The sequence below is a fragment of the Priestia sp. YIM B13486 genome (genome assembly GCF_042787865.1).
In the GTDB taxonomy this organism is placed as follows: Bacteria; Bacillota; Bacilli; order Bacillales; family Bacillaceae_H; genus Priestia; species Priestia megaterium.
Genome location: NZ_JBHZOZ010000003.1, coordinates 381,716 through 403,577 on the forward strand (window position 1 = coordinate 381,716; position 21,862 = coordinate 403,577).

Consider the following 21,862-nt stretch of genomic DNA (forward strand, 5'->3'; position numbering starts at 1 on the left):
ATTGAAAGGAGATTTTCAACATGGTAAACAAAATTTTAAAAGCGCCCGAAGGTCCTCCAAGTGACGTTGAGCGCATAAAAGATGAAAGTAATTATTTGCGCGGTACATTAGGAGAAACAATGCTCGACCGCATCAGCTCAGGTATTTCTGAAGACGATAATCGTTTGATGAAGTTCCACGGAAGCTACTTGCAAGATGACCGAGATCTTCGTAATGAACGTCAAAAACAAAAGCTAGAGCCAGCTTACCAATTCATGCTTCGCGTCCGTACGCCAGGCGGTGTTTCAACACCAGAACAGTGGCTAGTGATGGATGATTTAGCACAAAAATACGGAAATGGAACGTTAAAGCTGACAACTCGTCAGGCATTCCAAATGCACGGAATTTTAAAGTGGAACATGAAGAAAACGATTCAAGAAATTCATGCTTCTTTATTAGATACAATTGCAGCTTGCGGAGATGTAAACCGTAACGTAATGTGCAATCCGAATCCGTATCAGTCAGAAGTGCACGCTGAAGTATTCGAATGGTCAAAAAAATTAAGTGATTACTTATTGCCTCGTACAAGAGCGTACCACGAACTTTGGCTAGATGAAGAGAAAGTGATCAGCACACCGGAAGTGGAAGAAGAAGTGGAAGAAGAAGTGGAACCAATGTATGGTCCGCTCTATTTGCCAAGAAAGTTCAAAATTGGCGTAGCTGTTCCACCGTCTAACGATATTGACGTGTATTCACAAGACCTTGGCTTTATTGCCATTTTAGAAGACGAGAAACTTGTTGGTTTTAACGTAGCAATCGGCGGCGGTATGGGTATGACGCACGGAGATAAAGCAACTTACCCTCAGCTTGCAAAAGTGATTGGGTTCTGTCGACCTGATCAAATTCTAGAAGTAGCTGAAAAAATCATTACGATTCAACGTGATTATGGAAACCGCTCTGTACGTAAAAACGCGCGTTTTAAATACACGGTTGATCGTCTTGGATTAGAAACGGTAAAAGAAGAGCTTGAAAATCGTCTGGGCTGGAGCTTAGACGAAGCAAAATCTTATCACTTTGATCATAACGGCGACCGCTACGGCTGGGAAAAAGGTGTAAAAGGAAAATGGCACTTTACTCTTTTTGTTCAAGGCGGACGTATTGCTGACTTTGAAGACTATAAGCTTATGACGGGTCTTCGTGAAATTGCAAAAGTTCATAGCGGTGATTTCCGTTTAACGGCCAATCAAAATTTAATTATCGCGAACGTATCAACTGAAAAGAAAAAACAAATTAGTGATCTCATCGAACAATATGGATTAACTGACGGCAAGCATTATTCGGCTCTTCGCCGCAGCTCATTAGCTTGTGTATCGCTTCCAACATGCGGGCTTGCGATGGCAGAAGCTGAGCGTTATCTCCCAGTTCTTCTTGAGAAAATTGAAGCAATTGTAGATGAAAACGGCCTTCGCGATAAAGAAATTACCATTCGTATGACGGGCTGTCCTAACGGCTGTGCACGTCCTGCTTTAGGTGAAATTGCTTTTATCGGTAAAGCGCCGGGTAAATACAATATGTATCTTGGAGCAGCATTTGATGGCAGCCGCTTAAGTAAAATGTACCGTGAAAATATCAGTGAAGAAGAAATTTTAAACGAACTGCGCGTCTTGCTTCCTCGCTATGCAAAAGAGAGAGAAGAAGGCGAGCACTTTGGTGACTTTGTCATTCGCGCTGGTGTAATCGAAGCTGTAACAGACGGCACGAATTTCCACGCATAATACGTATCAAGGGACCTTTCTAAACTTACAGAAAGGTCCCTTTTTTCTATTTTAATACTCTCTAACAAATACAGCTACTCCAAATACTCCTAATCTTTCAGCAGTAATTTGTTCAAAGCCGTTATCAAGCAAACAATGTGCTGCACTTCGGTAGCGCTGACCTTGAGCTAACAAGCGTCCACAAGGCTTTGCGCTGCCGATTATTGTTGCTTCTACGACAGTACGAGGAGTTTGTCTATCCAAAGGATTTCGCTCCCACAGAATTGTCACCACATCCGGAGGACGTGGGATAGATACATTACCTGTGTGTTCATGCATAGCCATCACCTCCTTACACTATAGTAAATGCAAAAAATGACAAACTGCTTGTACACACGCTGATTTTTATTAAAAAAGCGTTCACCTATGCCTAACTCGGCTAATTTCATAGCAATGAGGTGACTAATAGAAGCGGATGGTATAAAAAAGAATGCTATAATGTAAAAGAAAGGAACTTTTATCAAGGAGGGAGAAACATGCAGCAAAAACGAGTAGCGGTTATTACAGGGGGAGCAAGCGGAATTGGCAAAGAAACTGCCTTAAAGTTTGCGCAAAAAGGAGACGCGGTGGTCATTGCTGATTATGATAAAGGGAAAGGAAAAGATACCCTTCAAAAAATTGAAGAAGCTGGAGGGAGCGCTTTATTTGTGCAAACGGACGTCACAAAGTTTGAAGAAGTGGAAGCACTGATTGAAGAAACCGTGAACCGCTTTGGGCGAATTGATGTGATGTTTAACAATGCAGGTATTGGACGCCCTACGTCTATTTTGGATCAAGACTTAGAAGAATATCACCGTATTATTAATGTGAATCAGCACGGCGTTACATATGGGATTATGGCAGCGGGCAGGAAAATGAGAGAGTTAGGTATTAAAGGCGTCATTATCAATACGGCATCTATTTTTAGCTTCTTAGCCTCACCCGGTACCTATGCCTATCACGCAACGAAAGGAGCTGTTGTGATGATGACGAAATCAGCTGCGCTAGATCTCGCTAAATACGGTATTCGCGTCGTCGCCATTGCGCCAGGATTTGTTGATACACCCATTATTCAAGGCTATAAAGACAACGGTATGATTGAAGGAATGAAAGCGAAAACGATGAGCAGAAAGCTTACTACACCAAAACAAATTGCAGATATGGTTTATTTGCTTTCCTTAGAAGAAGCGGGAGCTGTAAACGGCAGCGTCATCATGGCTGATGATGGGTATGCGGCATTTAAATAAAAGGAAAAAGGATTCTTCTTAAGAAAAGAATCCTTTTTTATTATGTAGCAGGCAGGGAACTATAAACAAACGTATCGTGAGCTTTTCCGTTTTGATACATATAGTTTTTTAACACTCCTTCTTTTTGAAACCCGAGCTTTTCAAGCACATGCTGTGATGCTTTGTTTTCAAGAAACACAACAGCTCCAATCCTCACTAGCTGAAGGGTATCAAAGCCATAAGCCATAACAGCCGAAGCAGCTTCTGAAGCATAGCCGTGACCCCAGTGCTGAGGGAGTAGGTCATAGCCAATTTCCGCGCGCTTATGCTTTTGGTTCCACTGATTAAATCCAACTGTCCCGATTAATTCCCCCGTATCGAGCCGTTCAATTCCCCAGCGCATGCCTTTTTGCTTTCTGTAATTTTCAGCAAAAATATCAATCAGAACCAGAGCCTCTTGAATTGTTGTGAATTTTTCTTGCCCGTAATATCTAATAACTTCTTTCTGAGAGAAGCAGTCAAAGATAGTATCTACATCGACTTCTGTTATTTCACGCAGTGTAGTGCGAGGTGTAAGAAGAATAGGAAACATACTTTTCTCCTTTCTATTTTATATAGAAAGATTTCGTCAGCTCAGAGAAAATACCTTTTATTTTATTTTTTTGTTATAAATTAAGTGGAAATACGAGCTAAACGACTGAGAAAAAGACGGAAAAACTTCTAAATAACGCAAACAGTTGTTACGTACTAGCCCTAAAAACAGTATACTAAAAAAACAAATAGAGCTAGCTGCACGTAGAGCAGCTAGCTTTCCTATAAGAAAGAACCTATTTTTTAGTTAACTGATTGCGATCTTCAATTTGAGGAGGCTCTTCAAGCCATCCGTTTTGAATCATAATTTTGCCGCCTTCTTTCGCCAAACTGTAAATGTCTTTTGCAAGCTGGAGCATCTTTAATGGCAAATCACTTCTTAAACTAAAGGCTCCTCCTAAAGCATTACTCCCCAGACCGAACGTACTCAAAAGACTCGTATTGTACATCATCAGCTTATCTGAAAAAGGAGGAACGGTTGAATTCGTCGCTTTTCCGGCATGAGTAGCCGGGGGTTCTATGTAGCTATGGCGTAAAATATCACCTAGTTCTGTTTCAATTTTCTTCGAAAGCTTCATACCCCTGACAAAATGCTGCTGTGCTTCTTTGTTGTTGGCCACTTGAGCAAAACCAATCATCAGCTGCATTCCTACAAGATTTGTATCAACAGCATGTTGAATAAGTGACACTTCAATGGTATTCAGCGATCTTTTTTCGCTAAACCAGCTCAATCCGCCTATATAATTTTGTTCATGGACAAAATGGACTTCCTTAGGCATAGAAACGTATGGGGGTTTTGCGATGACACCCGTTTCTAACAATACTTGTGTGGATTGATTGTATATGTCCTGTGCTTCTGCTGTTGCCTCTACGAAGAAATTTCGGACATCTTCTCGGTAAGACATGGTCGAATGCAAAGCAAACAGTCCTGTTTCAATTTGAGACATTAAGCGTATATACATGACTTCGAACATGTGGTCATATAGTTTAGGAACTCCTATATTCACGTCATCTTTCGTAAAACCAATTGGGATAACAGCGCCTTCGTTCTCAAATATTTCTTTAATTCGAGCTACACGTTTTAAAGATCGGCTATAATATAGCTCAAAAAGTTCTTTGTAATCTTGTTTATCTTCCAGAAAATATTCTAGAAACCTCAAAATCATCGTTTTTTCCTGATAAGTCATCCATAAGTTAGCAAGCTCCGAGGACGTGAGCGGCGGAAGTTTTGATGTGCTCATTGTACACATTCCTCCTGAAAATAGTGATAGGTAAATATTTATAGCTTCATTAGTATTTCTTTTATTTATAGGAATATTCTTCTTTTTAATTTATTGAAAAGCTTCATTAGCCGTTATTATAGTAAGATAATTGAAGGAAATAAAGCTTACCAACAAGTCAGTTGTATGATAACTGATATGAATAAAACTAAGTTTTTCTATTACTTTAAATAATTTGACAATTGATGTTATTCTTACTATTATGGAAACATAAGTTTTACATATATTGCTAGAGTTCAGCAACACATTCTCGCAGCACTATAAGTAAGGAGCTTACGATGAAGCACATTGTCCAAGCAACAGATCATCCTAGAACGAAAGACACATTAAAAGAAGATTTACGCAGGTTAGGCATAACACAAGGGATGACTATCATCGTTCATTCTTCGCTATCTTCATTAGGGTGGGTAAACGGAGGTTCAGTAGCCGTTGTTCAAGCTTTAATGGAGACAGTGACAGAGGAAGGAACGATCGTGATGCCGTCACAGTCGGTCGATCTTTCGGATCCATCAGAATGGGGCAATCCGGCTGTGCCAAAAGAGTGGTGGGAAACTATTCGGGAAACGATGCCTGCATATGATCCGGCCCACACGCCAACAAGCGGGATGGGACAAATCGTGGAAACTTTTCGAACGTACTCTGGCGTAAGAAGAAGCAGCCATCCAATGTATTCATTCGCCGCTTGGGGAAAGGACAGCGAAGACCTCTTAAGAGATCATCCCCTTGAATTCAGTTTAGGCGAAAATTCTCCTCTTGAAAGGCTTTACAAAAAACATGCCTTTGTTTTATTATTAGGTGTCGGGTTTGGGAACAATACTTCTTTTCATCTAGCAGAATATCGTATTCCATATCGAAACGTGATTCAAAAAGGATCTCCAGTTATGGATGGAGGAAAGCGAGTATGGAAGACGTATAAAGAATTAGAGTTTAGAGAAGAGCTGTTTGAAAAGATAGGTGAAGCGTTTATTGAAGCAAAAGGAATAAAAGCTGAAAAAATCGGTTCAGCACGTGCATACTTCTTTTCAATGCCTAAAGCCGTCGATTTTGCTGAAACGTATTTGAAAGCGCTATAGTGAGCGGTTGTATGCTTTCTAAGTTGTCTGTATATCAGACAACTTAAAGTGAGACAAACATGAGTTGCCGCTGCGTCTAGACTTTATAATAACAAAGCGCAGAAGTGGTTTAAGCAAGATAGTTTACTTTTTATATTCCTTGTTTCATAATGGCACTTGTCAGTGAATTTATTCGGTCAGGTTGTCTTACAATTATGGAGATAAAAAGCAAGTGTTAAATAAATTCATCAAAAAATTTAAATGTATAGAAAAAAAGGAGAGAATACAATTATGTCACTACGTGATCAAGCACTACATATGCATCAAGAAAAACAAGGTAAGTTAGAAGTTAAATCAAAAGTTGAAGTTCAAAACGCTCAAGATTTAAGCTTAGCTTACTCTCCAGGAGTAGCAGAACCTTGTAAAGAAATTCATGAACATCCAGAAACGGTGTATGATTACACAATGAAAGGAAACATGGTCGGCGTTGTGACAAATGGTACGGCTGTTCTTGGCCTTGGAAACATCGGACCTGCAGCTTCACTTCCTGTTATGGAAGGAAAGGCAATTTTATTTAAAAGCTTTGCAGGCGTAGACGCATTCCCAATTGCACTTGATACAACAGATACAGATAAAATTGTTGAAACTGTAAAATTAATGGCTCACACATTCGGAGGCATTAACTTAGAAGATATCGCAGCTCCACAGTGCTTTGAAATTGAAGAGCGCTTGAAAAAAGAAGTAGATATTCCTGTATTCCATGATGATCAGCACGGTACAGCAATCGTAACGGTAGCAGGACTTGTAAATGCATTAAAAATTGTAAACAAATCAATGGAAGACTTAAAAATCGTCTTAAACGGAGCAGGAGCTGCCGGCATTGCCATTACAAAACTTCTTTATTCTTACGGCGTACGTGACATGATTATGTGTGATACAAGAGGTGCTATTTATGAAGGACGCCCTCAAGGTATGAACAAAGTGAAAGCGGAAGTGGCTTCTTATACAAATGTAAACAAAGAAAGCGGTACGCTAAGCGATGTAATTAAAGGCGCAGATGTATTTATCGGCGTATCTGCAGCAGATGCATTATCTCAAGAGATGGTTAAATCAATGAATGAAGATGCAATTATCTTTGCGATGGCAAATCCTAATCCAGAAATCAAGCCAGACGCGGCAAAAGAAGCAGGAGCGGCTGTTATTGGAACAGGTCGTTCAGACTTCCCTAACCAAGTAAATAACGTTCTTGCATTCCCTGGAATTTTCCGCGGTGCGTTAGACGTTCGCGCTACTCATATCAATGAAGAAATGAAAAAAGCTGCTGTTGAAGCAATTGCAGCCCTTATTACAGAAGAAGAGCTAAACGCAGATTACGTTATCCCTGGACCATTTGATCCTCGCGTAGCGCCAGCTGTAGCAGAATCTGTAGCAAAAGCGGCAATGGATTCAGGCGTTGCCCGTATTACAATTGATCCAGCACGTGTAAAAACACATACAGAACAATTAACAAAAATCGAAAACTAATAACGGTAAAAAAGCCCTTTGAAACGCTGTTTCAAAGGGCTTTTTGTTTTAAAAATCTGCTGTAACCGCTGTGAAATCTAAACGTAACACCATTTCATCTCCCATATGATGTACAATAAAGAGAAAAGAACCCAGGTTTTGTATCATAAAGGGAGGAACAAAGATGTACACCGTATTTTCAACATTTAATGTACCGGATGAAAAAGCTGAAGAAGTGATTGGAATTTATAAAAATCGTTCAAAATCAGTCGACGAGGCTCCAGGATTTGTAGACTTTCTACTTCTTCAAAACGATAAGCGAGCAGGGGAGCTCACCGTTCAGCTTACATTTGATACGAAAGAGAATTATTTAACCTGGGTACGAAGCGAAGATTTCAAGCGTATTCATGATTTAGAGAAAAAATACCCTGATCAAGAACTGGCAGCCGTCATCCCAAAAGTTTCCCAGTACAAAGTGGTGGCACGATGAGTTCACTTCCCGTTAATAAGATCGTCGAAAGAGTAACGGATAAAATCTACGAGTTAGAACCTTCTTTGCTCGAAAAATTCGGAGAGCGCGGCAAAGAAAGATGCCATGAAGATAATCATTATCATATGAAGTATCTTGAGACAACATATAAGTTAGACAACCTGCAAATTTTTACGGACTACGCCTTATGGTTAAACAATTTACTCACAAGCCGAGGCATGAAAACACAGCATATTATTGATAATTTTAATTTTATACAAGAAGCGCTGTTTGAATTAGATAATTACGGTGATAAACAAGTACAGGCGTATGTGACTTACTTAGAAGAAGCAAATCATATACTGAAGCAACAGCAGCTTTAAAAAAGAGGCTAGGACAAAAGTGTTTTAGTTAAAAGAAAATCCGAACGGGTTTGATTCTTGAAAGAGAATTTAATCTGTTCGGATTTTTTCACGAGTAGAATGAACGTAGGTTTCCTGTATGTAGTTATGTCTCACTTTTTTTGTTTTACATATGTATAAAGGTGGAAATAAAAAAGAAAAAGGAGAATACCTATGCAAAAACAGCTAACAAAAGGAACCCTGTCTTTAATCGCTATATGTATGATTGGAAGTGCGGCAGCTTGTTCAGGTGAACCAGCTAATAAAACAAAATCTGATAATCATAAAGCAGAGGAAAAACCAATTGAAGACCGTCAAGAATTGACAAAGCTACAGCAGTATTCGAGTGACCCAGACATTAAAAAAGGGAAAGATGAAGATTTTGACTTGATCGGTACGTTAAAAAAAGACGCTGAAAAAGAAATAACGCTGAATATCGATGATCAACTCGTTAAAGTACCAAAAAGCTCTGGGATGGAAGTGGAAGGCTCACAGCTAAAAGATATGATTAATAAAGAAGTAGAAGCTGAAATTGACGCAGCTAAACAAGAAGCAACTAGTATTGAATTAACTCCAAAAGCAAAAGCAGATAAAAATGGCGTTTATGAACAAGATGGAGACGAGCGTAAAATTGTAGGTGTTTTTATAGAAGAAAGTAACAAACATATAACGGTAAAAGTTCCAAACGGCAAAAAAACGTATCAAAAAAGCACAGACTTTGAAAAAGAAGAAAAGGGCAGTTTAAAAGAAAAGACGGTATACCTTGAAATCAACTCAGCTAATGAAGTAGAAAGTATAGAAAAAGAAGACCGTGAATAAATAAAGCTACAGTTCTTCTTTCCCTCCTTGCTCTCTTGACTTTTCCAACTGTGTCACTTAACGTTACAGTAGAGAAAGAAAAAAGGTGGTTTATGGAAGATGAACAGTGAATTTACCATTGCCGTGCACAGCTTAGTGTTCCTAGCAAATTTACCAGATCACCGAGCAAGCAGTGAATCGATTGCTTATAACATCTGTACCAATCCTGCACGGGTTCGGAAAATAATGAGTACACTCAGAAAAAACAACTTGGTTCGGACAAAAGAAGGGCTAGGCGGCGGTTATACTTTAGGCTGCAGCCCTGCTGAAATAAGTCTTGGATTGATTTACCGGGTTATATCGACAGGAACGCTGAAGCCTCACTGGTGCAGCGGCGACCCTGACGCTGACTGTATTGTCAAATCAAACATTCAAACAGTGATGGACGACATTTTTACAGAGAGTGAGCAAAGCGTAATCAGGCATTTAGATCAAATTACGATCGAAGACGTGCTGAAAAAAGTTAGAACTGCTCACTAAAAAGCACCTTGCATGAGCAAGGTGCTTTTGTTATGACTCTTTGGAAGCGGCTGTTTCAGCCGCTGCTGCTTTTAAGTCGTCATTTACTTTTCTTCCATTCTCTAAATACTCCGTTTTAAAGCCGCTTTTTAAAGCCCATGTGTAGAAGAGAAGAGAAACAACAACAATAATTCCCATATCCCATCCATATTTAATGACATTAAGGCCCCCAAACTTTTCGCTTCCAAGCCATGAAATAGTCATCATACAAAGTAAGTATACAACCATCCATACGCCGCCTTTGAAGTTCTGGCGGAATCCCTTCCATTTAGCCTTTGCTTGATAATAAAAATAAATAGGCAGGCCGATTAAAATAATAAACAAAACTTGTCCAGTTAGCGGCCAGCGCGCCCAATATAGCGTTAATGAAGCAAAAATAAAGCCGAGCGGCGCAATAATGCTTAATCCTTTTAAACGAAGGGGACGATATAAATCGCTTCCAGTTCGTCTTAGCGTCATAACTGTAACAGGACCTGTAATGTAAGAAATAAGCGTAGCGACTGAAATAATTTCAGCAAGCACGCCCCAGCCCCGAAATAAAAACAAAAAGACAAGAGCAACAGCTAAGTTAAAAAACATGGCTTGACGCGGAACACCATAAATAGGATGAAGGCGTCCTAGAACACTTGGCAAATATTTATTTTGTTCCATACCATAAATCATTCGAGCAGTAGTAGCCGTATACGTAATACCTGTTCCAGATGGTGAAACAAACGCATCTGCATACAGTACAATGACAAGCCAGTTAATGTTAAGGGCAATGGCTAAATCTGCAAATGGAGAGTTGAAATTTAAATGACTCCATCCCTTCGCAATATCAGAAGGGTTTACCGCACCGATAAAAGCAATTTGAAGAAGCAAATAAATGACTGTAGCCACTAAAATTGAGCCTACAACCGCAATTGGAATAGATCTTCCAGGATTCTTTGCTTCTCCAGCCATATTAATAGGGCTTTGAAAGCCGTTAAAAGCGAATACAATTCCAGATGTAGCAACAGCTGTTAGCACACTAGCCCAGCCGTTTGGTGCGATGCTGCTTCCAGAAGTGAAGTTCTCGCCGTGAAAGCCGACAAATAAAAGTGCTCCAATTGTAAGTCCCGGTATAACAATTTTAAAAATAGTGATTAACGAGTTGGCCTTGGAAAATAGTCCAACTGTCCAATAATTCAGTAAAAAGTAAATAATCAATAGCACAGTAGCGATAGCTAATCCTTCGCCAGTTAACGTTCCTTTTTCTACGAGGTGGCTTGTCCACTGTGCCCACTTCCAAGGCCACGAACTCATATACTGTACAGAAGCTACTGCTTCGACTGGAATAACGGATACAATCGCAATCCAGTTTGCCCAAGCAGCGATAAAACCAATAAACGAACCGTGTGAGTACTGCGTATACTTGACCATCCCGCCGGCTTCGGGAAACATGGATCCTAATTCACTGTAAGAAAGTGCAATAAATAAAATAACGACCATTCCAATGACCCATGATAAAATAGCAGCCGGCCCTGCAATTTGAGCTGCTCGCCACGCTCCAAATAACCAGCCGGAACCAATAATTGATCCAAGTCCCGTCATGGTTAACGCGAATGTTCCCATTCTTCGATGTAAATTGTTCATCTGACTAACACCTTTCATTTAAAATAAATCTTTCATTTAAACACTGTTGTAAACATTGTTGCTTTATTATTATTATTCTGAAATCTTTGGTTGTCAACTTTTGTCGTTGTATGCAGTTCTTAATACCTATTGATTTCCAGTTACGCAGGACAGCTATCCTCAACCTTTCTGTCACGATAATTAAAGCGCTTTACTTTCTTTTTCATCCTACAGGAAACCCTACAGAAATAGATAAAAACCGACAAAAAGTTATCAAGTTCATACCTTATGCACTAGCAATATGAAAAAATTAGGGGATAAGTGATAATTATATTCCCTAAATATGTGAAGAGAAAACACACTTCATAATAAAGCCCCTTTTGAATAGAGGAATAAATACCTTCAAAAGGGGGGAGAGTTGGAATTTTATCTTTCTTGATGTTTATACTCGAGTAGTTTTACGACGTTTTCTACATCATTTTCAGCAGAAAGTTTGTTGATATTCACTTTATAAATAAGCGTATCCGTTGCAAAAAATTCATCTTCTCCTTCAGGTTTTACTTTTAAGTTTAAAATTTTCACCCGCACAATATGAGTGAACTTACCGCCTTTACCGGGCTGTATTTCACCCATTTGTATCCCGATATCATCTTTTTTAATAGGGCGAACTTTTACTTTTTTATGCTGTTTACCGTAAACCTTCTCATAATGAGAAGTAATATCTTGATGTACCCAAGGTTCAAGAGATTGATAAATAAAATCTTTTACAACAGGCTGACTTACGTGTGATTCTATATTTTCTTCTGGTATATTTTCTTCTGCGGAAATGGAAAGCGTAAAACAAAAAAAGACAAATGCTGCTAAAAATAAAAATTTTCCCACGAAAAAACCCACCTTACCTGTTCGTTTATGTAGCTGATTTTCTAGATCTGCCTCTTTATCTTTTGAACAAAGGCAGGAAGGTATGCACAATTTTTTTTGTGGAATTTACCTTATTTAAAATCAATTTAGTTTAAATAAAATATGTTCTAAATAATTGATTGAAAATTCAAATGCGGTTTACGTACAAAAAATAGCCAAGTGCGCCTTTACATAGGGGCACTTGGCTATTTTCATGAATATTTTATGCTGCTGTTTTCTTATTGCCTTTAAAAATAAAATAAAGAGCTAATAACATAAATGCTACACCAATCCAGCGAGATAGATCAAAGGGTACTTTCTTGCTTCCAAACCAGCCAAAATGGTCGATAATCATACTTGCAAATAACTGACCGATAACAGTTGAGATATTAGCTGCTGTTACACCAATTTTAGGTACAGCTAAAACCGTTAGAAATAAATAGGATGCTCCGAATAAAGCGCAGGTAAGCTGCCATTTAGGGACATCGAAAACCGAGAGAATGTTTCCTTGACCAAAGAATACGACGACAATTGTTAAAATCATGGCACCTGTTGCAAAGGTTAAAAAAGCTGTTTCAAACGTACCTGTTTTTTTACTTAGTGTGCCGTTAATAGAAGACTGAGCGCTTAGCGTTAATCCTCCTATTAAGGTAAGTATCACCATCAATAAACTCATCGTAAAACCCTCCTAGAAAATAAGTACAAGCGCAATTCCCATACATACAATAGCCATTACGCGTTCTTTGTTAATTTTAATTTTGCTGCTGCCAAGCCAACCAAAATGCTCAATGATCATACTTGTAATCATTTGGCCCACAATAACAGCAACCATTGAAACGCCAATTCCGATAAAGGGGATACTAATCACTAGAATTGTTAAATACACCGTACCTAATAAACCGCCGGTTAAATTCCACTTAGGTGCTTTTAAGACGTAAGGTAAATCTCCTTTTCCAGCAAATAAAGTAGTCAGACCTAAAATGAGTGTTCCCATGATAAAAATATAATAACTGCTTTCAAGTTTCCCCACTGTTTTTCCAAGTTCTCCGGCAATAGCGCCTTCCATACTTAAAGCAGCGCCGCCTAGAACCGCAATCAAATAAACCAACAACTTCACGTTTATCACTCCAATATTTCTTTATATTTATATATCTAGAAAAATAGATATAATAAGTGAAAAAAACTCGTTAAAGTTTTTTTCGTAAGAATGAAGAAAGCTCTTGAAGCGTTTCTTCGTTTCGGCGATAGTATGTCCATTGACCGTGCCGAATTGACTCTAACAAACCTGCTTTTTGCATCATGGAAAGATAACTGGACACTGTGGACTGAGACAGCTGAGCTTTTTCCTGAATATCTCCCACGCAAACACCGCCTCTGCTGCTGACCTCCTTAGGCAAATGTGCTTGTTTGTCTTTAAAATGCTTTTCAGGTTCTTTTAACCACTCCAATATATTTAATCGAGTTTCATTAGATAATGCTTTAAAGATATCAATAGGTTTCATACTTATTATTTTATTCGTCACAGCTCAGATGTCAAATGTTCAAGTTTGCCTTTTATAGTTGAATAACAAGAGATGGGTTGAATTATAACAGCTGTGAAAAAAAAGGCAACTTATAATAGAGGATAAAAAAGAACGGTTTACCCAGCCCTTTTTCTATTTATATGACCAAGAAGTATCTTATTCTTTTGAGTAGAAAAGGTGACATATTCCTTATTTTTCAAGGGGTAGTTTAGTAAAATAGAAAAAAGTGAATAACAAAGGAAGCTAGTCTATTTACTCAGGGGGAGGGCTGCATATGCAAGGGAAAACAAAACAAGTGCGCTTTCGTAATATGGTAGCGTATGGATTTGGGGATTTGTTTGGCGGAGGATCCTTTTTTATTATCGGCACATTATTTATGGTTTTTTTAACGGATGTAGTCGGGCTTTCTCCTGTAGAAGCAGGAACGATTGTAGCTCTTGGAAAAGTGTGGGATGCTTTGTTAGATCCAACCATTGGGTACATATCTGATCATCTTCAGACAAAAAAAGGACGAAGAAGAGTCTTTTTTCTTTTTGGAATCATTCCAGTTGCCATCACATTCACTATGCTGTGGATTCCTATTGAAGGCTCGCATATGTTCAAATACACCTATTTTATCTTAGCCTATCTTTTATTTAACACGGCGTTTGGTATGGTCATGGTTCCTTACAATACGCTAGCAGCAGAGATGACGACAGATTATAGCATTCGTTCGAAAATGACGGGAATACGCATGGTCTTTTCACAAGGCGCTTCATTTTTAGGCGCTTTCTTTCCAAAACGAATCATTGATGCGTTTCCAGGTGGACAAGGATATTTAATCATGGGCATTATCTTTGGTCTTCTTTTTGCTCTTCCATGGATTTTTGTCTATAAAGGAACTTGGGATAGCGGAGAAGTAGTGGAACGAAAAAAGAAAAACGGATTTTGGTTAGAATTTAAGCAGCTTTTTATCAGTTTTGGAAGTGCATTTAAAAATAAGTCGTTTAACGTGTACCTTGCCATGTACTTAGCATCTTACATTGCAATGGATGTATTTAATGCTCTTTTCTTTTATTTTATTGCCTATTACATGCTGCGCGAAGCTATTTATGCAGACACCCTAAGCTTTGTGCAAATTACACAGGTGCTATTTATTCCTCTTGTTACATACATAGCCATTAAGTTAGGAAATAAATTAACCTATAACTTCAGCATGATCATCTGGGGAACGGGCATTGTTTTATTCAGTTTCCTAACAACAGACAGCTCTTTAGTTCTTATTTACTTAGCAGCATTTTTCTTAGGAATCGGTCATTCTGGAGCGATTATGATTCCATGGAATATACTGCCGTTCGTATCAGATGTAGATGAAATGATTACGACAAAAAGAAGAGAAGGCGTGTATGCAGGGCTGATGTCGTTTATTCGAAAATCTTCTCAGGCGCTTGCGATTTTTCTGGTTGGTGTTGCCTTAAAGAATATTGGCTATGTACCAAACGCCGAGCAGTCAGCGTCTACGCTAGCCGGCTTGCAAAAGCTGTTCATGATTGTACCTGCTATTTTGATTCTCGCTGGAATTATCGCAACTATATGGTTTAAAATAAGTCCGGAAAATCACAAAATCTTATTAACTGAAATTCAAAGAAGAAAAAAGGGAGGCCGAGCGAAAGACGTTACTCCTGAAGCGAAAGCGGTTTGTGAAAGTTTAACGGGTTATAAATACGAACAGCTTTGGAAAGACGTAACCATTTCAAAAGAAATCCGAGATAAAACGGTTGTTTAACCTATAACTTCGCGAAAAAAAGCAAAATTTTCAGCGCAAACAATCGCTAATTATATCCAATAAGAAACTTCCTCTGACGTATTGCCTTTTGACAAGAAAAGAAATTTTCCTGTCTATCGACTCATTTTTCAGGTGAATTTTAGAAAGGAAGGATTTCTTGCCATTAAAGATGTGCAATTTGGCACGTCTTGATAGGGTGGATTGTACAACTTATAATAAAATTATAAACTAGCCACAGGCGCTTTCAAGGCGCAGGTATAAATTAGAAAGAAGGAAGGTACAGTTTATGCCAATTCGATATGTTTGTCCACAATGCCAAGGAGCCGGTAAGAAATTTGGATTTATAAAGTGCAAAGTGTGCAACGGCGAAGGAAACATCATCATGTCTTCTAATGAGCCAGATCCAACTAAAAATAAAAAATTAAAATCATCTTCTAAACAAGACAAAGCAATGTAAGCTATTGCTCGTAAAGGTACGTATGAACCCCGCTTTTCTATAAAAAAGCGGGGTTTTCTGCTAGACAGATAAAAGCTTTTCTTATGATACAATAAAATGAAAGTCGCTAAAATAAGGGATAGGGAACCGAAAGAAGAGGGAGATAGATGGAATACACCGCAAAACAATTTACGCCGCAGTTAGAACAACATATACATACAGTTGAAAGATCTATGCAAGAACTTCTCAAATCAATATATGCACAATATAAAGAAGCTTTTGAAAAAAAAGGGATAGAGATTTCTGTAGGTGTGATCCGTGAAGGGGAAAATCCTTTTCAGCCCGGTTACCACACCACTATTCAAGTGGGTATTTTGGAAAAAGATGAGTTTTTAGACAGTCTTTTTATTCCTATCTGGCACTGTGTACGCACGTTTTGGGGCATCCGTTCTTCGAGGAAGCTCCCAGGCAGCAAGATAACCGGAGAGCTGCTGGAAGAAACAGAAGAGGAAATAACAAAAGAAGTAGTAGGGTATTTAGAAATGCAGCTAGAAGATTAGAAGCACCCTGCTTCTAATCTTCTTTAAATTGAAGAAGGTGCAGTTTCTTTTTCAATTTGTCTTTTAGCACGAATAAAAGCCGTCAGCTGCTGAATTTCTTCTTGAGATAGTTCCGCACCGTCGACCGTAATCGTATGGGTTTGAGGCGATGTTAATTCGATGGGTGCATCTGAAAGAGAGTGAGGTTCTTTTTCCTTACCTAGCAAGTAGTCTGTTGATGTATCAAATAGTTCTGCGATTGTAACGAGTGCTTCAAGAGAAGGACGACGATAGCCAGATTCGTATCCTGCGTAGGTGCTTTTAGCAATTTCAAGCTGGTCAGCTGTATATTGAAGAGACCATTTTTTTTCTTTCCTGAGTTGAGCTAATCTGCTTAACATTCATGACGCTCCTTTGTAGGTGTAGTATGTAAAAAACCGAGGCATTCAGCTCGCGTGCAGATCTTTGTAATCAAACCGTGAGCTATTTTACATTTTTATTCATTATATCATTGCTGCAGAGAAAAGTGTACGCGAAACGAATAATTTTTCTCTTGATTTATTGATTTTTGGTTACTATAATTACAGGTGAAGTACGCGAAATGAATATAATTTATTTGATAGATTGTCAGGTTTTTTTACAAAAATTAAGCAAAGGGGATGTCGGTTTTGAAAAAACTATTATTGTTATCAACTGGTGGAACGGTCGCTTCACTTGAAGGTGAAAATGGACTTGTTCCTGGAATGGAGCCAGATCAATTACTAAGCTACATACCTGATTTAAATGAACACTGTCAAATTGACAGCAAATCTCTTATGAATCTTGACAGTACAAATATGCAGCCAGAATGTTGGATAGAGATGGCAAAAGCGATTGAAGAGCATTATAATGAATACGATGGTTTTGTTATTACCCATGGAACTGATACAATGGCCTACACATCGGCAGCTCTTTCTTACATGCTTCAGCATTCTAAAAAACCAATTGCGATTACCGGATCTCAAATTCCTATTTCATTTAGTAAAACGGACGCGAAGCGCAACATTGCAGATGCGATTCGCTTTGCATGTGAAGAAACAGGCGGAGTTTATGTAGTCTTTGACGGTCGTGTGATTCAAGGTACAAGAGCAATTAAGCTTCGTACAAAAAGCTATGATGCATTTGAAAGCATTAATTATCCATACGTGGCGTCTATCCATGATAATACGGTGGAATATACAAAATCCGTTCGCTCTAGTAAAGAAGAGTTGGTGGTTAATACATCTCTTTGTACGGATGTAGCGGTTGTTAAACTGTTTCCCGGCATTAAACCCGAATTTTTCGATGGATTAAAGGATGTATATCAAGGCGTTGTTGTTGAAAGCTATGGAAGTGGAGGCATTCCATTTCAAGTTCGTAACATTTTAGCCAAGCTTGTTGAGTTAACAAACCACGGTGTATCCGTTGTCATTACGACTCAGTGTCTTGAAGAAGGAGAAGACATGGGCATTTATGAAGTAGGCCGAATGATTAATCATGACAGCGTCGTTCGCTCAAAAAACATGAACACAGAAGCCATTGTTCCTAAATTAATGTGGGTGCTCGGACAAACCAAAGATCCTCACCAAGTTAAAAAGATAATGGAAACATCGATTGCAGAAGATATTAATTAAAAAAGAAAGCAGGTACAGCTATGAAACAAGAAACAGCAGGATATCGTACAGAAGCTGATTTTCTAGGAGAAAAACAAATCCCAGCAGACGTATACTACGGTGTACAAACCGCACGTGCCGTAGAAAATTTTCCGATTACGGGTTATAAAGTACATGAAGAAATGATTAAAGCGCTTGCTATTGTGAAAAAAGCGGCAGCGCTTGCAAATATGGATACAAAGCGCTTATATGAAGGTATTGGAAATGCAATTGTTCAAGCTGCTGATGAGATTTTAGCAGGTCAGTGGCATGAATACTTTATTGTTGATCCTATTCAAGGCGGAGCAGGAACATCAATGAATATGAATGCCAATGAAGTTATTGCGAACCGTGCTCTTGAAATTATGGGAAATAATAAAGGGGAATATGGTAAATTAAGTCCTAACAGCCATGTGAATATGTCTCAGTCAACAAATGATGTATTTCCAACGGCTATCCATATTTCAACGCTGAACTTATTAAATAAACTTCTTGTTACAATGAATGACATGCATGATGTGTTTAAACGAAAAGCGCAAGAATTTGATCATGTAATTAAAATGGGCCGTACGCACCTTCAAGATGCTGTACCCGTTCGTCTTGGTCAAGAGTTTGAAGCATACAGCCGCGTGTTAGCGCGCGACATTAAGCGTATCAGCGCAACGCGTGACCACTTGCATGAAGTAAATATGGGGGCGACAGCTGTTGGAACAGGCTTAAATGCAGATCCTCGCTATATTGAAAATGTAGTCAAACACTTAGCGGATATCAGTGGTCTGCCGCTTGTGCATGCAGAGCATTTAGTAGATGCTACTCAAAATACAGATGCTTATACAGAAGTATCTGCAGCGCTTAAAATCTGTATGACGAATATGTCTAAAATTGCAAATGACCTGCGTTTAATGGCCTCTGGACCTCGTGCAGGTCTAGGAGAAATCAGCCTTCCTGCTCGTCAGCCTGGTTCTTCAATCATGCCAGGAAAAGTAAACCCGGTTATGGCTGAATTAATCAATCAAATTGCGTTTCAAGTAATGGGAAATGACCAAACAATCTCTCTTGCTTCAGAAGCAGGTCAGATGGAGCTTAACGTCATGGAACCTGTGCTTGTATTTAACTTGCTTCAATCAATCAGCATCATGAACAACGGTTTCAGAAGCTTTACAGATCACTGTTTAGCAGGAATTGAAGCAAACGAAACGCGCATGAAAGAATATGTAGAAAAAAGCGTAGGGATTATTACAGCTGTTAACCCTCACTTAGGCTATGAAGTCGTATCGCGTATTGCGCGTGAAGCGATTTTAACAGGAAAACCAATTCGTGAGCTTTGCCTTCAATACGATGTGTTAACAGAAGAGGAATTAGATCTTATTTTAAATCCATTTGAAATGACGAACCCTGGTATTGCAGGAAGTTCATTGTTTGATCGTCAGTAAAAAGAACGGCTTCCATAAGGAAGCCGTTCTTTTTTATAAAGACATTTGCTGAATGACGCGGCGCATTTTCTGAGCTGTTGCAGCCAAAGCGTCATTTTTTTCAGCAAACTGGGGAATTTGCGTATAAAAATCTCCGAAACACTCCTCTTTATATCTCGGAACGACGTGCATGTGAAAATGAGTTAACTCGTTAAACATTCCCCCGTTTTGAGAGAGAGTAACTCCGTCTGGAAAAAAGAGCGTCTTTACTGTTTTTGTCATTAGCTTCGCTGCATTCATTACGGCCAGTATGTGTTCAGTATCAAATTCGTCAATTTCCACTATATGTGTTTTAGGAAGAATTAAGACGTGTCCTTCGTTAAACGGCTTGTGATCTAATAGGCACGTCACAAACGAATCTTCAAATATTATATGTGATTTCTCTTGGCTATTTGCTAATCGACACCCTAAGCAATCTATACGTGGATTCCCCATCATATTTTCTCTCCTTTTTTAAGATAACTAAAGTGTAGCACGAGAAGTATCAGGAGAAATAGTTTGAAATATACACAGGTGTTTTTTCGCTTAGTAAAGAGAGCCCGGATATATGACCTAGGCTCTTTGTTTCGTTCTCTTCATATATTTATCTAAAATTTACCATGGTTTTAATTGTAAAAACAAAACCTTTACAGTATAATGATAGTGTAACAGTTAACTGTAACTAATAAGGGGGGATTGTTTGAATACGTATACAGGAAAGCAAATTACGGAGTTATTAAATAATGAAGGTGCGGACTTGAACCTGCGTACGGTACGGTATTACACGCAAATAGAAATCGTTCCTCCGCTAGTGCTAGCAGGGAACAAACGCGTGTATACAGATCAGCATGTTCACTACTTTCGAGCCGTTTTAACATTATCAAAAGCAGGTGAGTCACTAGCTTCGATTCAAGAAATGCTGCGTTCAATGAGTGATGAAGAAGTAAAAAACATCGGTGCGCAGTTCCCTCTTTACCAAAGCAAACAAATTCAGAATCAAGAAATGCATCAAGTGAACGAAGATGTGTTTGTCGCTATGAACCGAAATTTATCAGCGGACGTACGGCAAAAAGTAATTGAGTCTGTTACTCAAATTTTAAAGGATCATTCATCGCATGATTAAATTAGCTGTGGCAAAATCAGTGATGGAAAAAGAAGAAGGAATGAACCACCTTTGTATTACATTTGAACGTTCGCAAGTAAAAGTAACAAACATCACGATTGATATTCAGCTGCCCGAAGGCCTGTTTAAAACGACAAACTTAAATGGATACTGGGAAAACGAACAGGGGCAAATCGAAGTAAAACATATCGACGATGAACCTCTATTAATAGAGCTCTACACGGAAGAGGCCGTTTTATATCCACAGGCAGAAATTGCAGTTGCTGTGAATTACCACGATGAAAGCTTGCATATACAGCAAAAAAGGCATTCTCTAATGATTAAATTTACGGATGAAGATTTGATAGGGGATTCATTTTTAAATCATGAAATCAGTGCAAAAGTGAAAAAATTTGCTCGTACTAATTCAGGGGAAAGAGGCGGTCACATGAACTTAACTCCATATGTAGTGGAACAAACAAGCAAAGGAGAGCGTGCCTATGATATTTATTCAAGGCTGTTGCTCGACCGAGTGATTATGCTTACAGGTGAAGTTACGGACGAGGTGGCTACTACCATTATCGCTCAGCTTCTATTTTTAGATGCCGAAAACCCAGAAAAAGATATCAGCATTTATATTAATTCACCGGGAGGATCTATTACAGCGGGCATGGCTATTTTTGATACGATGCAGCTTATACGTGCAGACGTAAGCACATTGTGTATAGGGCTAGCGGCATCTATGGGTTCATTTTTACTAGCGGGTGGTCAAAAAGGGAAACGTTTTGCTCTTCCTAATAGCGAAGTGATGATTCATCAGCCGCTAGGAGGAGCAAAAGGACAAGCAGCTGAAATTGAGATTCGAGCAAAGCGTATTTTGCGGTTAAAAGACCACTTAAATGAACTGCTGTCTGAACGAACAGGACAGTCGCTTTCAACAATTAAAAAAGACACTGATCGAGATACATTCTTTACAGCGGATGAAGCAAAAGAATATGGCATGATTGATCAAATTTTAGTTCATCAATAAGGAGGATGCCGTGTGGAAAAAATAAATCGTTATTCAGTAGAATATGAATGGGCGAACGTGATTTTTTATCAAGAAGTAGAGGCAATGACTATACAAGAAGCAAAAGAGCGCATTCAACATACAAAAGTAAACGCTGCTATTCGCGCTGTTCATGTCATAGAAGATGTCGAATTGTAACGAAA

26 protein-coding genes are annotated in these 21,862 nt (G+C 38.8%); 16 read left to right on the forward strand and 10 right to left on the reverse strand.

Going from position 1 to position 21,862, the window contains the following annotated elements; translation table 11 throughout:
- Window positions 1–20: 20 nt before the first annotated feature.
- Window positions 21–1,754 carry an assimilatory sulfite reductase (NADPH) hemoprotein subunit gene (gene cysI / locus ACFX4G_RS10315; protein WP_377574453.1) on the forward strand — a complete coding sequence of 578 codons (1,734 nt, stop codon included), beginning with the start codon at window positions 21–23 and terminating at the stop codon, window positions 1,752–1,754.
- A gap of 51 nt (window positions 1,755–1,805) precedes the next feature.
- Here cysI and ACFX4G_RS10320 read toward each other — a convergent pair whose 3' ends face one another.
- Window positions 1,806–2,072 carry a hypothetical protein gene (locus ACFX4G_RS10320; RefSeq protein WP_230183434.1) on the reverse strand — a complete coding sequence of 89 codons (267 nt, stop codon included), beginning with the start codon at window positions 2,070–2,072 and terminating at the stop codon, window positions 1,806–1,808.
- A 197-nt stretch (window positions 2,073–2,269) separates the two neighbouring features.
- Between ACFX4G_RS10320 and ACFX4G_RS10325 the strand changes: the two genes are divergently transcribed.
- Window positions 2,270–3,019 (forward strand): SDR family NAD(P)-dependent oxidoreductase, encoded by a 750-nt coding sequence (locus ACFX4G_RS10325; protein ID WP_043981456.1) that lies wholly within the window; start codon window positions 2,270–2,272, stop codon window positions 3,017–3,019.
- 40 nt (window positions 3,020–3,059) lie between these two features.
- On the opposite strand, the gene ACFX4G_RS10330 is transcribed toward ACFX4G_RS10325, so the two are convergent.
- Window positions 3,060–3,590, reverse strand: a complete 531-nt coding sequence (locus ACFX4G_RS10330; protein WP_377569003.1) for a GNAT family N-acetyltransferase — start codon at window positions 3,588–3,590, stop codon at window positions 3,060–3,062.
- Window positions 3,591–3,825: 235 nt separating this feature from the next.
- Window positions 3,826–4,830 (reverse strand): DUF3231 family protein, encoded by a 1,005-nt coding sequence (locus ACFX4G_RS10335; RefSeq protein WP_013057789.1) that lies wholly within the window; start codon window positions 4,828–4,830, stop codon window positions 3,826–3,828.
- 317 nt (window positions 4,831–5,147) lie between these two features.
- On the opposite strand from ACFX4G_RS10335, the gene ACFX4G_RS10340 reads away from it, so the two are divergent.
- From ACFX4G_RS10340 to ACFX4G_RS10365, 6 genes are all read left to right on the forward strand, one after another.
- Entirely contained in the window at window positions 5,148–5,942 is a 795-nt protein-coding gene (locus ACFX4G_RS10340) for an AAC(3) family N-acetyltransferase (RefSeq protein WP_377574457.1), read from the forward strand.
- Between the two features lie 270 nt (window positions 5,943–6,212).
- The gene (gene ystJ / locus ACFX4G_RS10345) at window positions 6,213–7,445 is read left to right on the forward strand and encodes an NADP-dependent malic enzyme (RefSeq protein ID WP_014459372.1); all 1,233 of its coding nucleotides are present in this window, start codon (window positions 6,213–6,215) and stop codon (window positions 7,443–7,445) included.
- A gap of 163 nt (window positions 7,446–7,608) precedes the next feature.
- Window positions 7,609–7,914, forward strand: coding sequence for an antibiotic biosynthesis monooxygenase family protein (locus tag ACFX4G_RS10350; protein WP_097825246.1), 306 nt, complete (start codon window positions 7,609–7,611; stop codon window positions 7,912–7,914).
- A complete protein-coding gene (locus tag ACFX4G_RS10355; protein WP_043981462.1) occupies window positions 7,911–8,276 on the forward strand; it encodes a hypothetical protein in 366 nt (121 codons plus the stop codon). Before ACFX4G_RS10350 ends, ACFX4G_RS10355 begins: the two co-directional genes overlap by 4 nt.
- 192 nt (window positions 8,277–8,468) lie before the next feature.
- Entirely contained in the window at window positions 8,469–9,113 is a 645-nt protein-coding gene (locus ACFX4G_RS10360; RefSeq protein ID WP_043981463.1) for a hypothetical protein, read from the forward strand.
- 99 nt (window positions 9,114–9,212) lie between these two features.
- On the forward strand, window positions 9,213–9,632 hold the full coding sequence (locus ACFX4G_RS10365; protein ID WP_013057782.1) for an Rrf2 family transcriptional regulator: 420 nt from the start codon (window positions 9,213–9,215) through the stop codon (window positions 9,630–9,632).
- Window positions 9,633–9,662: 30 nt separating this feature from the next.
- Here ACFX4G_RS10365 and ACFX4G_RS10370 read toward each other — a convergent pair whose 3' ends face one another.
- The 5 genes from ACFX4G_RS10370 to ACFX4G_RS10390 form a co-directional block, all read right to left on the reverse strand.
- Window positions 9,663–11,285 carry a glutamate/serine transporter AimA gene (locus tag ACFX4G_RS10370; RefSeq protein ID WP_043981464.1) on the reverse strand — a complete coding sequence of 541 codons (1,623 nt, stop codon included), beginning with the start codon at window positions 11,283–11,285 and terminating at the stop codon, window positions 9,663–9,665.
- Between the two features lie 405 nt (window positions 11,286–11,690).
- A complete protein-coding gene (locus tag ACFX4G_RS10375; protein WP_255255816.1) occupies window positions 11,691–12,146 on the reverse strand; it encodes a hypothetical protein in 456 nt (151 codons plus the stop codon).
- A 241-nt stretch (window positions 12,147–12,387) separates the two neighbouring features.
- Window positions 12,388–12,840: a DMT family transporter gene (locus ACFX4G_RS10380; protein ID WP_377574462.1), complete on the reverse strand. Its 453-nt coding sequence runs from the start codon at window positions 12,838–12,840 to the stop codon at window positions 12,388–12,390.
- A gap of 12 nt (window positions 12,841–12,852) precedes the next feature.
- Complete coding sequence (locus tag ACFX4G_RS10385) at window positions 12,853–13,281, reverse strand: DMT family transporter (RefSeq protein WP_043981465.1); 429 nt, start codon at window positions 13,279–13,281, stop codon at window positions 12,853–12,855.
- A gap of 70 nt (window positions 13,282–13,351) precedes the next feature.
- The gene (locus ACFX4G_RS10390) at window positions 13,352–13,666 is read right to left on the reverse strand and encodes an ArsR/SmtB family transcription factor (RefSeq protein ID WP_013083854.1); all 315 of its coding nucleotides are present in this window, start codon (window positions 13,664–13,666) and stop codon (window positions 13,352–13,354) included.
- A gap of 295 nt (window positions 13,667–13,961) precedes the next feature.
- Between ACFX4G_RS10390 and ACFX4G_RS10395 the strand changes: the two genes are divergently transcribed.
- From ACFX4G_RS10395 to ACFX4G_RS10405, 3 genes are all read left to right on the forward strand, one after another.
- The gene (locus ACFX4G_RS10395) at window positions 13,962–15,452 is read left to right on the forward strand and encodes an MFS transporter (RefSeq protein ID WP_377574466.1); all 1,491 of its coding nucleotides are present in this window, start codon (window positions 13,962–13,964) and stop codon (window positions 15,450–15,452) included.
- 286 nt (window positions 15,453–15,738) lie between these two features.
- Window positions 15,739–15,909 (forward strand): hypothetical protein, encoded by a 171-nt coding sequence (locus ACFX4G_RS10400; protein WP_013057775.1) that lies wholly within the window; start codon window positions 15,739–15,741, stop codon window positions 15,907–15,909.
- A gap of 146 nt (window positions 15,910–16,055) precedes the next feature.
- Window positions 16,056–16,448 (forward strand): hypothetical protein, encoded by a 393-nt coding sequence (locus ACFX4G_RS10405; RefSeq protein ID WP_097825241.1) that lies wholly within the window; start codon window positions 16,056–16,058, stop codon window positions 16,446–16,448.
- Between the two features lie 23 nt (window positions 16,449–16,471).
- Here ACFX4G_RS10405 and ACFX4G_RS10410 read toward each other — a convergent pair whose 3' ends face one another.
- Complete coding sequence (locus ACFX4G_RS10410) at window positions 16,472–16,828, reverse strand: helix-turn-helix domain-containing protein (protein ID WP_013057773.1); 357 nt, start codon at window positions 16,826–16,828, stop codon at window positions 16,472–16,474.
- A 267-nt stretch (window positions 16,829–17,095) separates the two neighbouring features.
- On the opposite strand from ACFX4G_RS10410, the gene ACFX4G_RS10415 reads away from it, so the two are divergent.
- Window positions 17,096–18,079 (forward strand): asparaginase, encoded by a 984-nt coding sequence (locus ACFX4G_RS10415; RefSeq protein ID WP_043981468.1) that lies wholly within the window; start codon window positions 17,096–17,098, stop codon window positions 18,077–18,079.
- 20 nt (window positions 18,080–18,099) lie between these two features.
- Window positions 18,100–19,530: an aspartate ammonia-lyase gene (gene aspA / locus ACFX4G_RS10420; RefSeq protein ID WP_013057771.1), complete on the forward strand. Its 1,431-nt coding sequence runs from the start codon at window positions 18,100–18,102 to the stop codon at window positions 19,528–19,530.
- A 33-nt stretch (window positions 19,531–19,563) separates the two neighbouring features.
- On the opposite strand, the gene ACFX4G_RS10425 is transcribed toward aspA, so the two are convergent.
- On the reverse strand, window positions 19,564–20,007 hold the full coding sequence (locus ACFX4G_RS10425; RefSeq protein ID WP_377574470.1) for an HIT family protein: 444 nt from the start codon (window positions 20,005–20,007) through the stop codon (window positions 19,564–19,566).
- A gap of 241 nt (window positions 20,008–20,248) precedes the next feature.
- On the opposite strand from ACFX4G_RS10425, the gene ACFX4G_RS10430 reads away from it, so the two are divergent.
- The 3 genes from ACFX4G_RS10430 (at window position 20,249) to ACFX4G_RS10440 (ending at window position 21,857) form a co-directional block, all read left to right on the forward strand.
- Window positions 20,249–20,671, forward strand: a complete 423-nt coding sequence (locus tag ACFX4G_RS10430) for a MerR family transcriptional regulator (protein ID WP_043981470.1) — start codon at window positions 20,249–20,251, stop codon at window positions 20,669–20,671.
- A 427-nt stretch (window positions 20,672–21,098) separates the two neighbouring features.
- On the forward strand, window positions 21,099–21,680 hold the full coding sequence (gene clpP / locus ACFX4G_RS10435) for an ATP-dependent Clp endopeptidase proteolytic subunit ClpP (protein ID WP_377574871.1): 582 nt from the start codon (window positions 21,099–21,101) through the stop codon (window positions 21,678–21,680).
- Window positions 21,681–21,692: 12 nt separating this feature from the next.
- On the forward strand, window positions 21,693–21,857 hold the full coding sequence (locus tag ACFX4G_RS10440) for a hypothetical protein (protein ID WP_377574473.1): 165 nt from the start codon (window positions 21,693–21,695) through the stop codon (window positions 21,855–21,857).
- Window positions 21,858–21,862: the final 5 nt, after the last annotated feature.

Bases quoted from the DNA above. Each gene is read 5' to 3' on its own strand.
- ACFX4G_RS10360 (WP_043981463.1), top strand. From the start codon at position 8,469: ATGCAAAAACAGCTAACAAAAGGAACCCTGTCTTTAATCGCTATATGT.
- ystJ (WP_014459372.1), top strand. From the start codon at position 6,213: ATGTCACTACGTGATCAAGCACTACATATGCATCAAGAAAAACAAGGT.
- cysI (WP_377574453.1), top strand. From the start codon at position 21: ATGGTAAACAAAATTTTAAAAGCGCCCGAAGGTCCTCCAAGTGACGTT.
- ACFX4G_RS10355 (WP_043981462.1), top strand. From the start codon at position 7,911: ATGAGTTCACTTCCCGTTAATAAGATCGTCGAAAGAGTAACGGATAAA.
- ACFX4G_RS10380 (WP_377574462.1), bottom strand. From the start codon at position 12,840: ATGAGTTTATTGATGGTGATACTTACCTTAATAGGAGGATTAACGCTA.
- ACFX4G_RS10395 (WP_377574466.1), top strand. From the start codon at position 13,962: ATGCAAGGGAAAACAAAACAAGTGCGCTTTCGTAATATGGTAGCGTAT.
- ACFX4G_RS10320 (WP_230183434.1), bottom strand. From the start codon at position 2,072: ATGCATGAACACACAGGTAATGTATCTATCCCACGTCCTCCGGATGTG.
- ACFX4G_RS10410 (WP_013057773.1), bottom strand. From the start codon at position 16,828: ATGTTAAGCAGATTAGCTCAACTCAGGAAAGAAAAAAAATGGTCTCTT.
- aspA (WP_013057771.1), top strand. From the start codon at position 18,100: ATGAAACAAGAAACAGCAGGATATCGTACAGAAGCTGATTTTCTAGGA.
- ACFX4G_RS10350 (WP_097825246.1), top strand. From the start codon at position 7,609: ATGTACACCGTATTTTCAACATTTAATGTACCGGATGAAAAAGCTGAA.
- ACFX4G_RS10390 (WP_013083854.1), bottom strand. From the start codon at position 13,666: ATGAAACCTATTGATATCTTTAAAGCATTATCTAATGAAACTCGATTA.
- ACFX4G_RS10330 (WP_377569003.1), bottom strand. From the start codon at position 3,590: ATGTTTCCTATTCTTCTTACACCTCGCACTACACTGCGTGAAATAACA.
- ACFX4G_RS10365 (WP_013057782.1), top strand. From the start codon at position 9,213: ATGAACAGTGAATTTACCATTGCCGTGCACAGCTTAGTGTTCCTAGCA.
- ACFX4G_RS10325 (WP_043981456.1), top strand. From the start codon at position 2,270: ATGCAGCAAAAACGAGTAGCGGTTATTACAGGGGGAGCAAGCGGAATT.
- ACFX4G_RS10340 (WP_377574457.1), top strand. From the start codon at position 5,148: ATGAAGCACATTGTCCAAGCAACAGATCATCCTAGAACGAAAGACACA.
- ACFX4G_RS10405 (WP_097825241.1), top strand. From the start codon at position 16,056: ATGGAATACACCGCAAAACAATTTACGCCGCAGTTAGAACAACATATA.
- ACFX4G_RS10370 (WP_043981464.1), bottom strand. From the start codon at position 11,285: ATGAACAATTTACATCGAAGAATGGGAACATTCGCGTTAACCATGACG.
- ACFX4G_RS10335 (WP_013057789.1), bottom strand. From the start codon at position 4,830: ATGAGCACATCAAAACTTCCGCCGCTCACGTCCTCGGAGCTTGCTAAC.
- ACFX4G_RS10425 (WP_377574470.1), bottom strand. From the start codon at position 20,007: ATGATGGGGAATCCACGTATAGATTGCTTAGGGTGTCGATTAGCAAAT.
- clpP (WP_377574871.1), top strand. From the start codon at position 21,099: ATGAACTTAACTCCATATGTAGTGGAACAAACAAGCAAAGGAGAGCGT.
- ACFX4G_RS10400 (WP_013057775.1), top strand. From the start codon at position 15,739: ATGCCAATTCGATATGTTTGTCCACAATGCCAAGGAGCCGGTAAGAAA.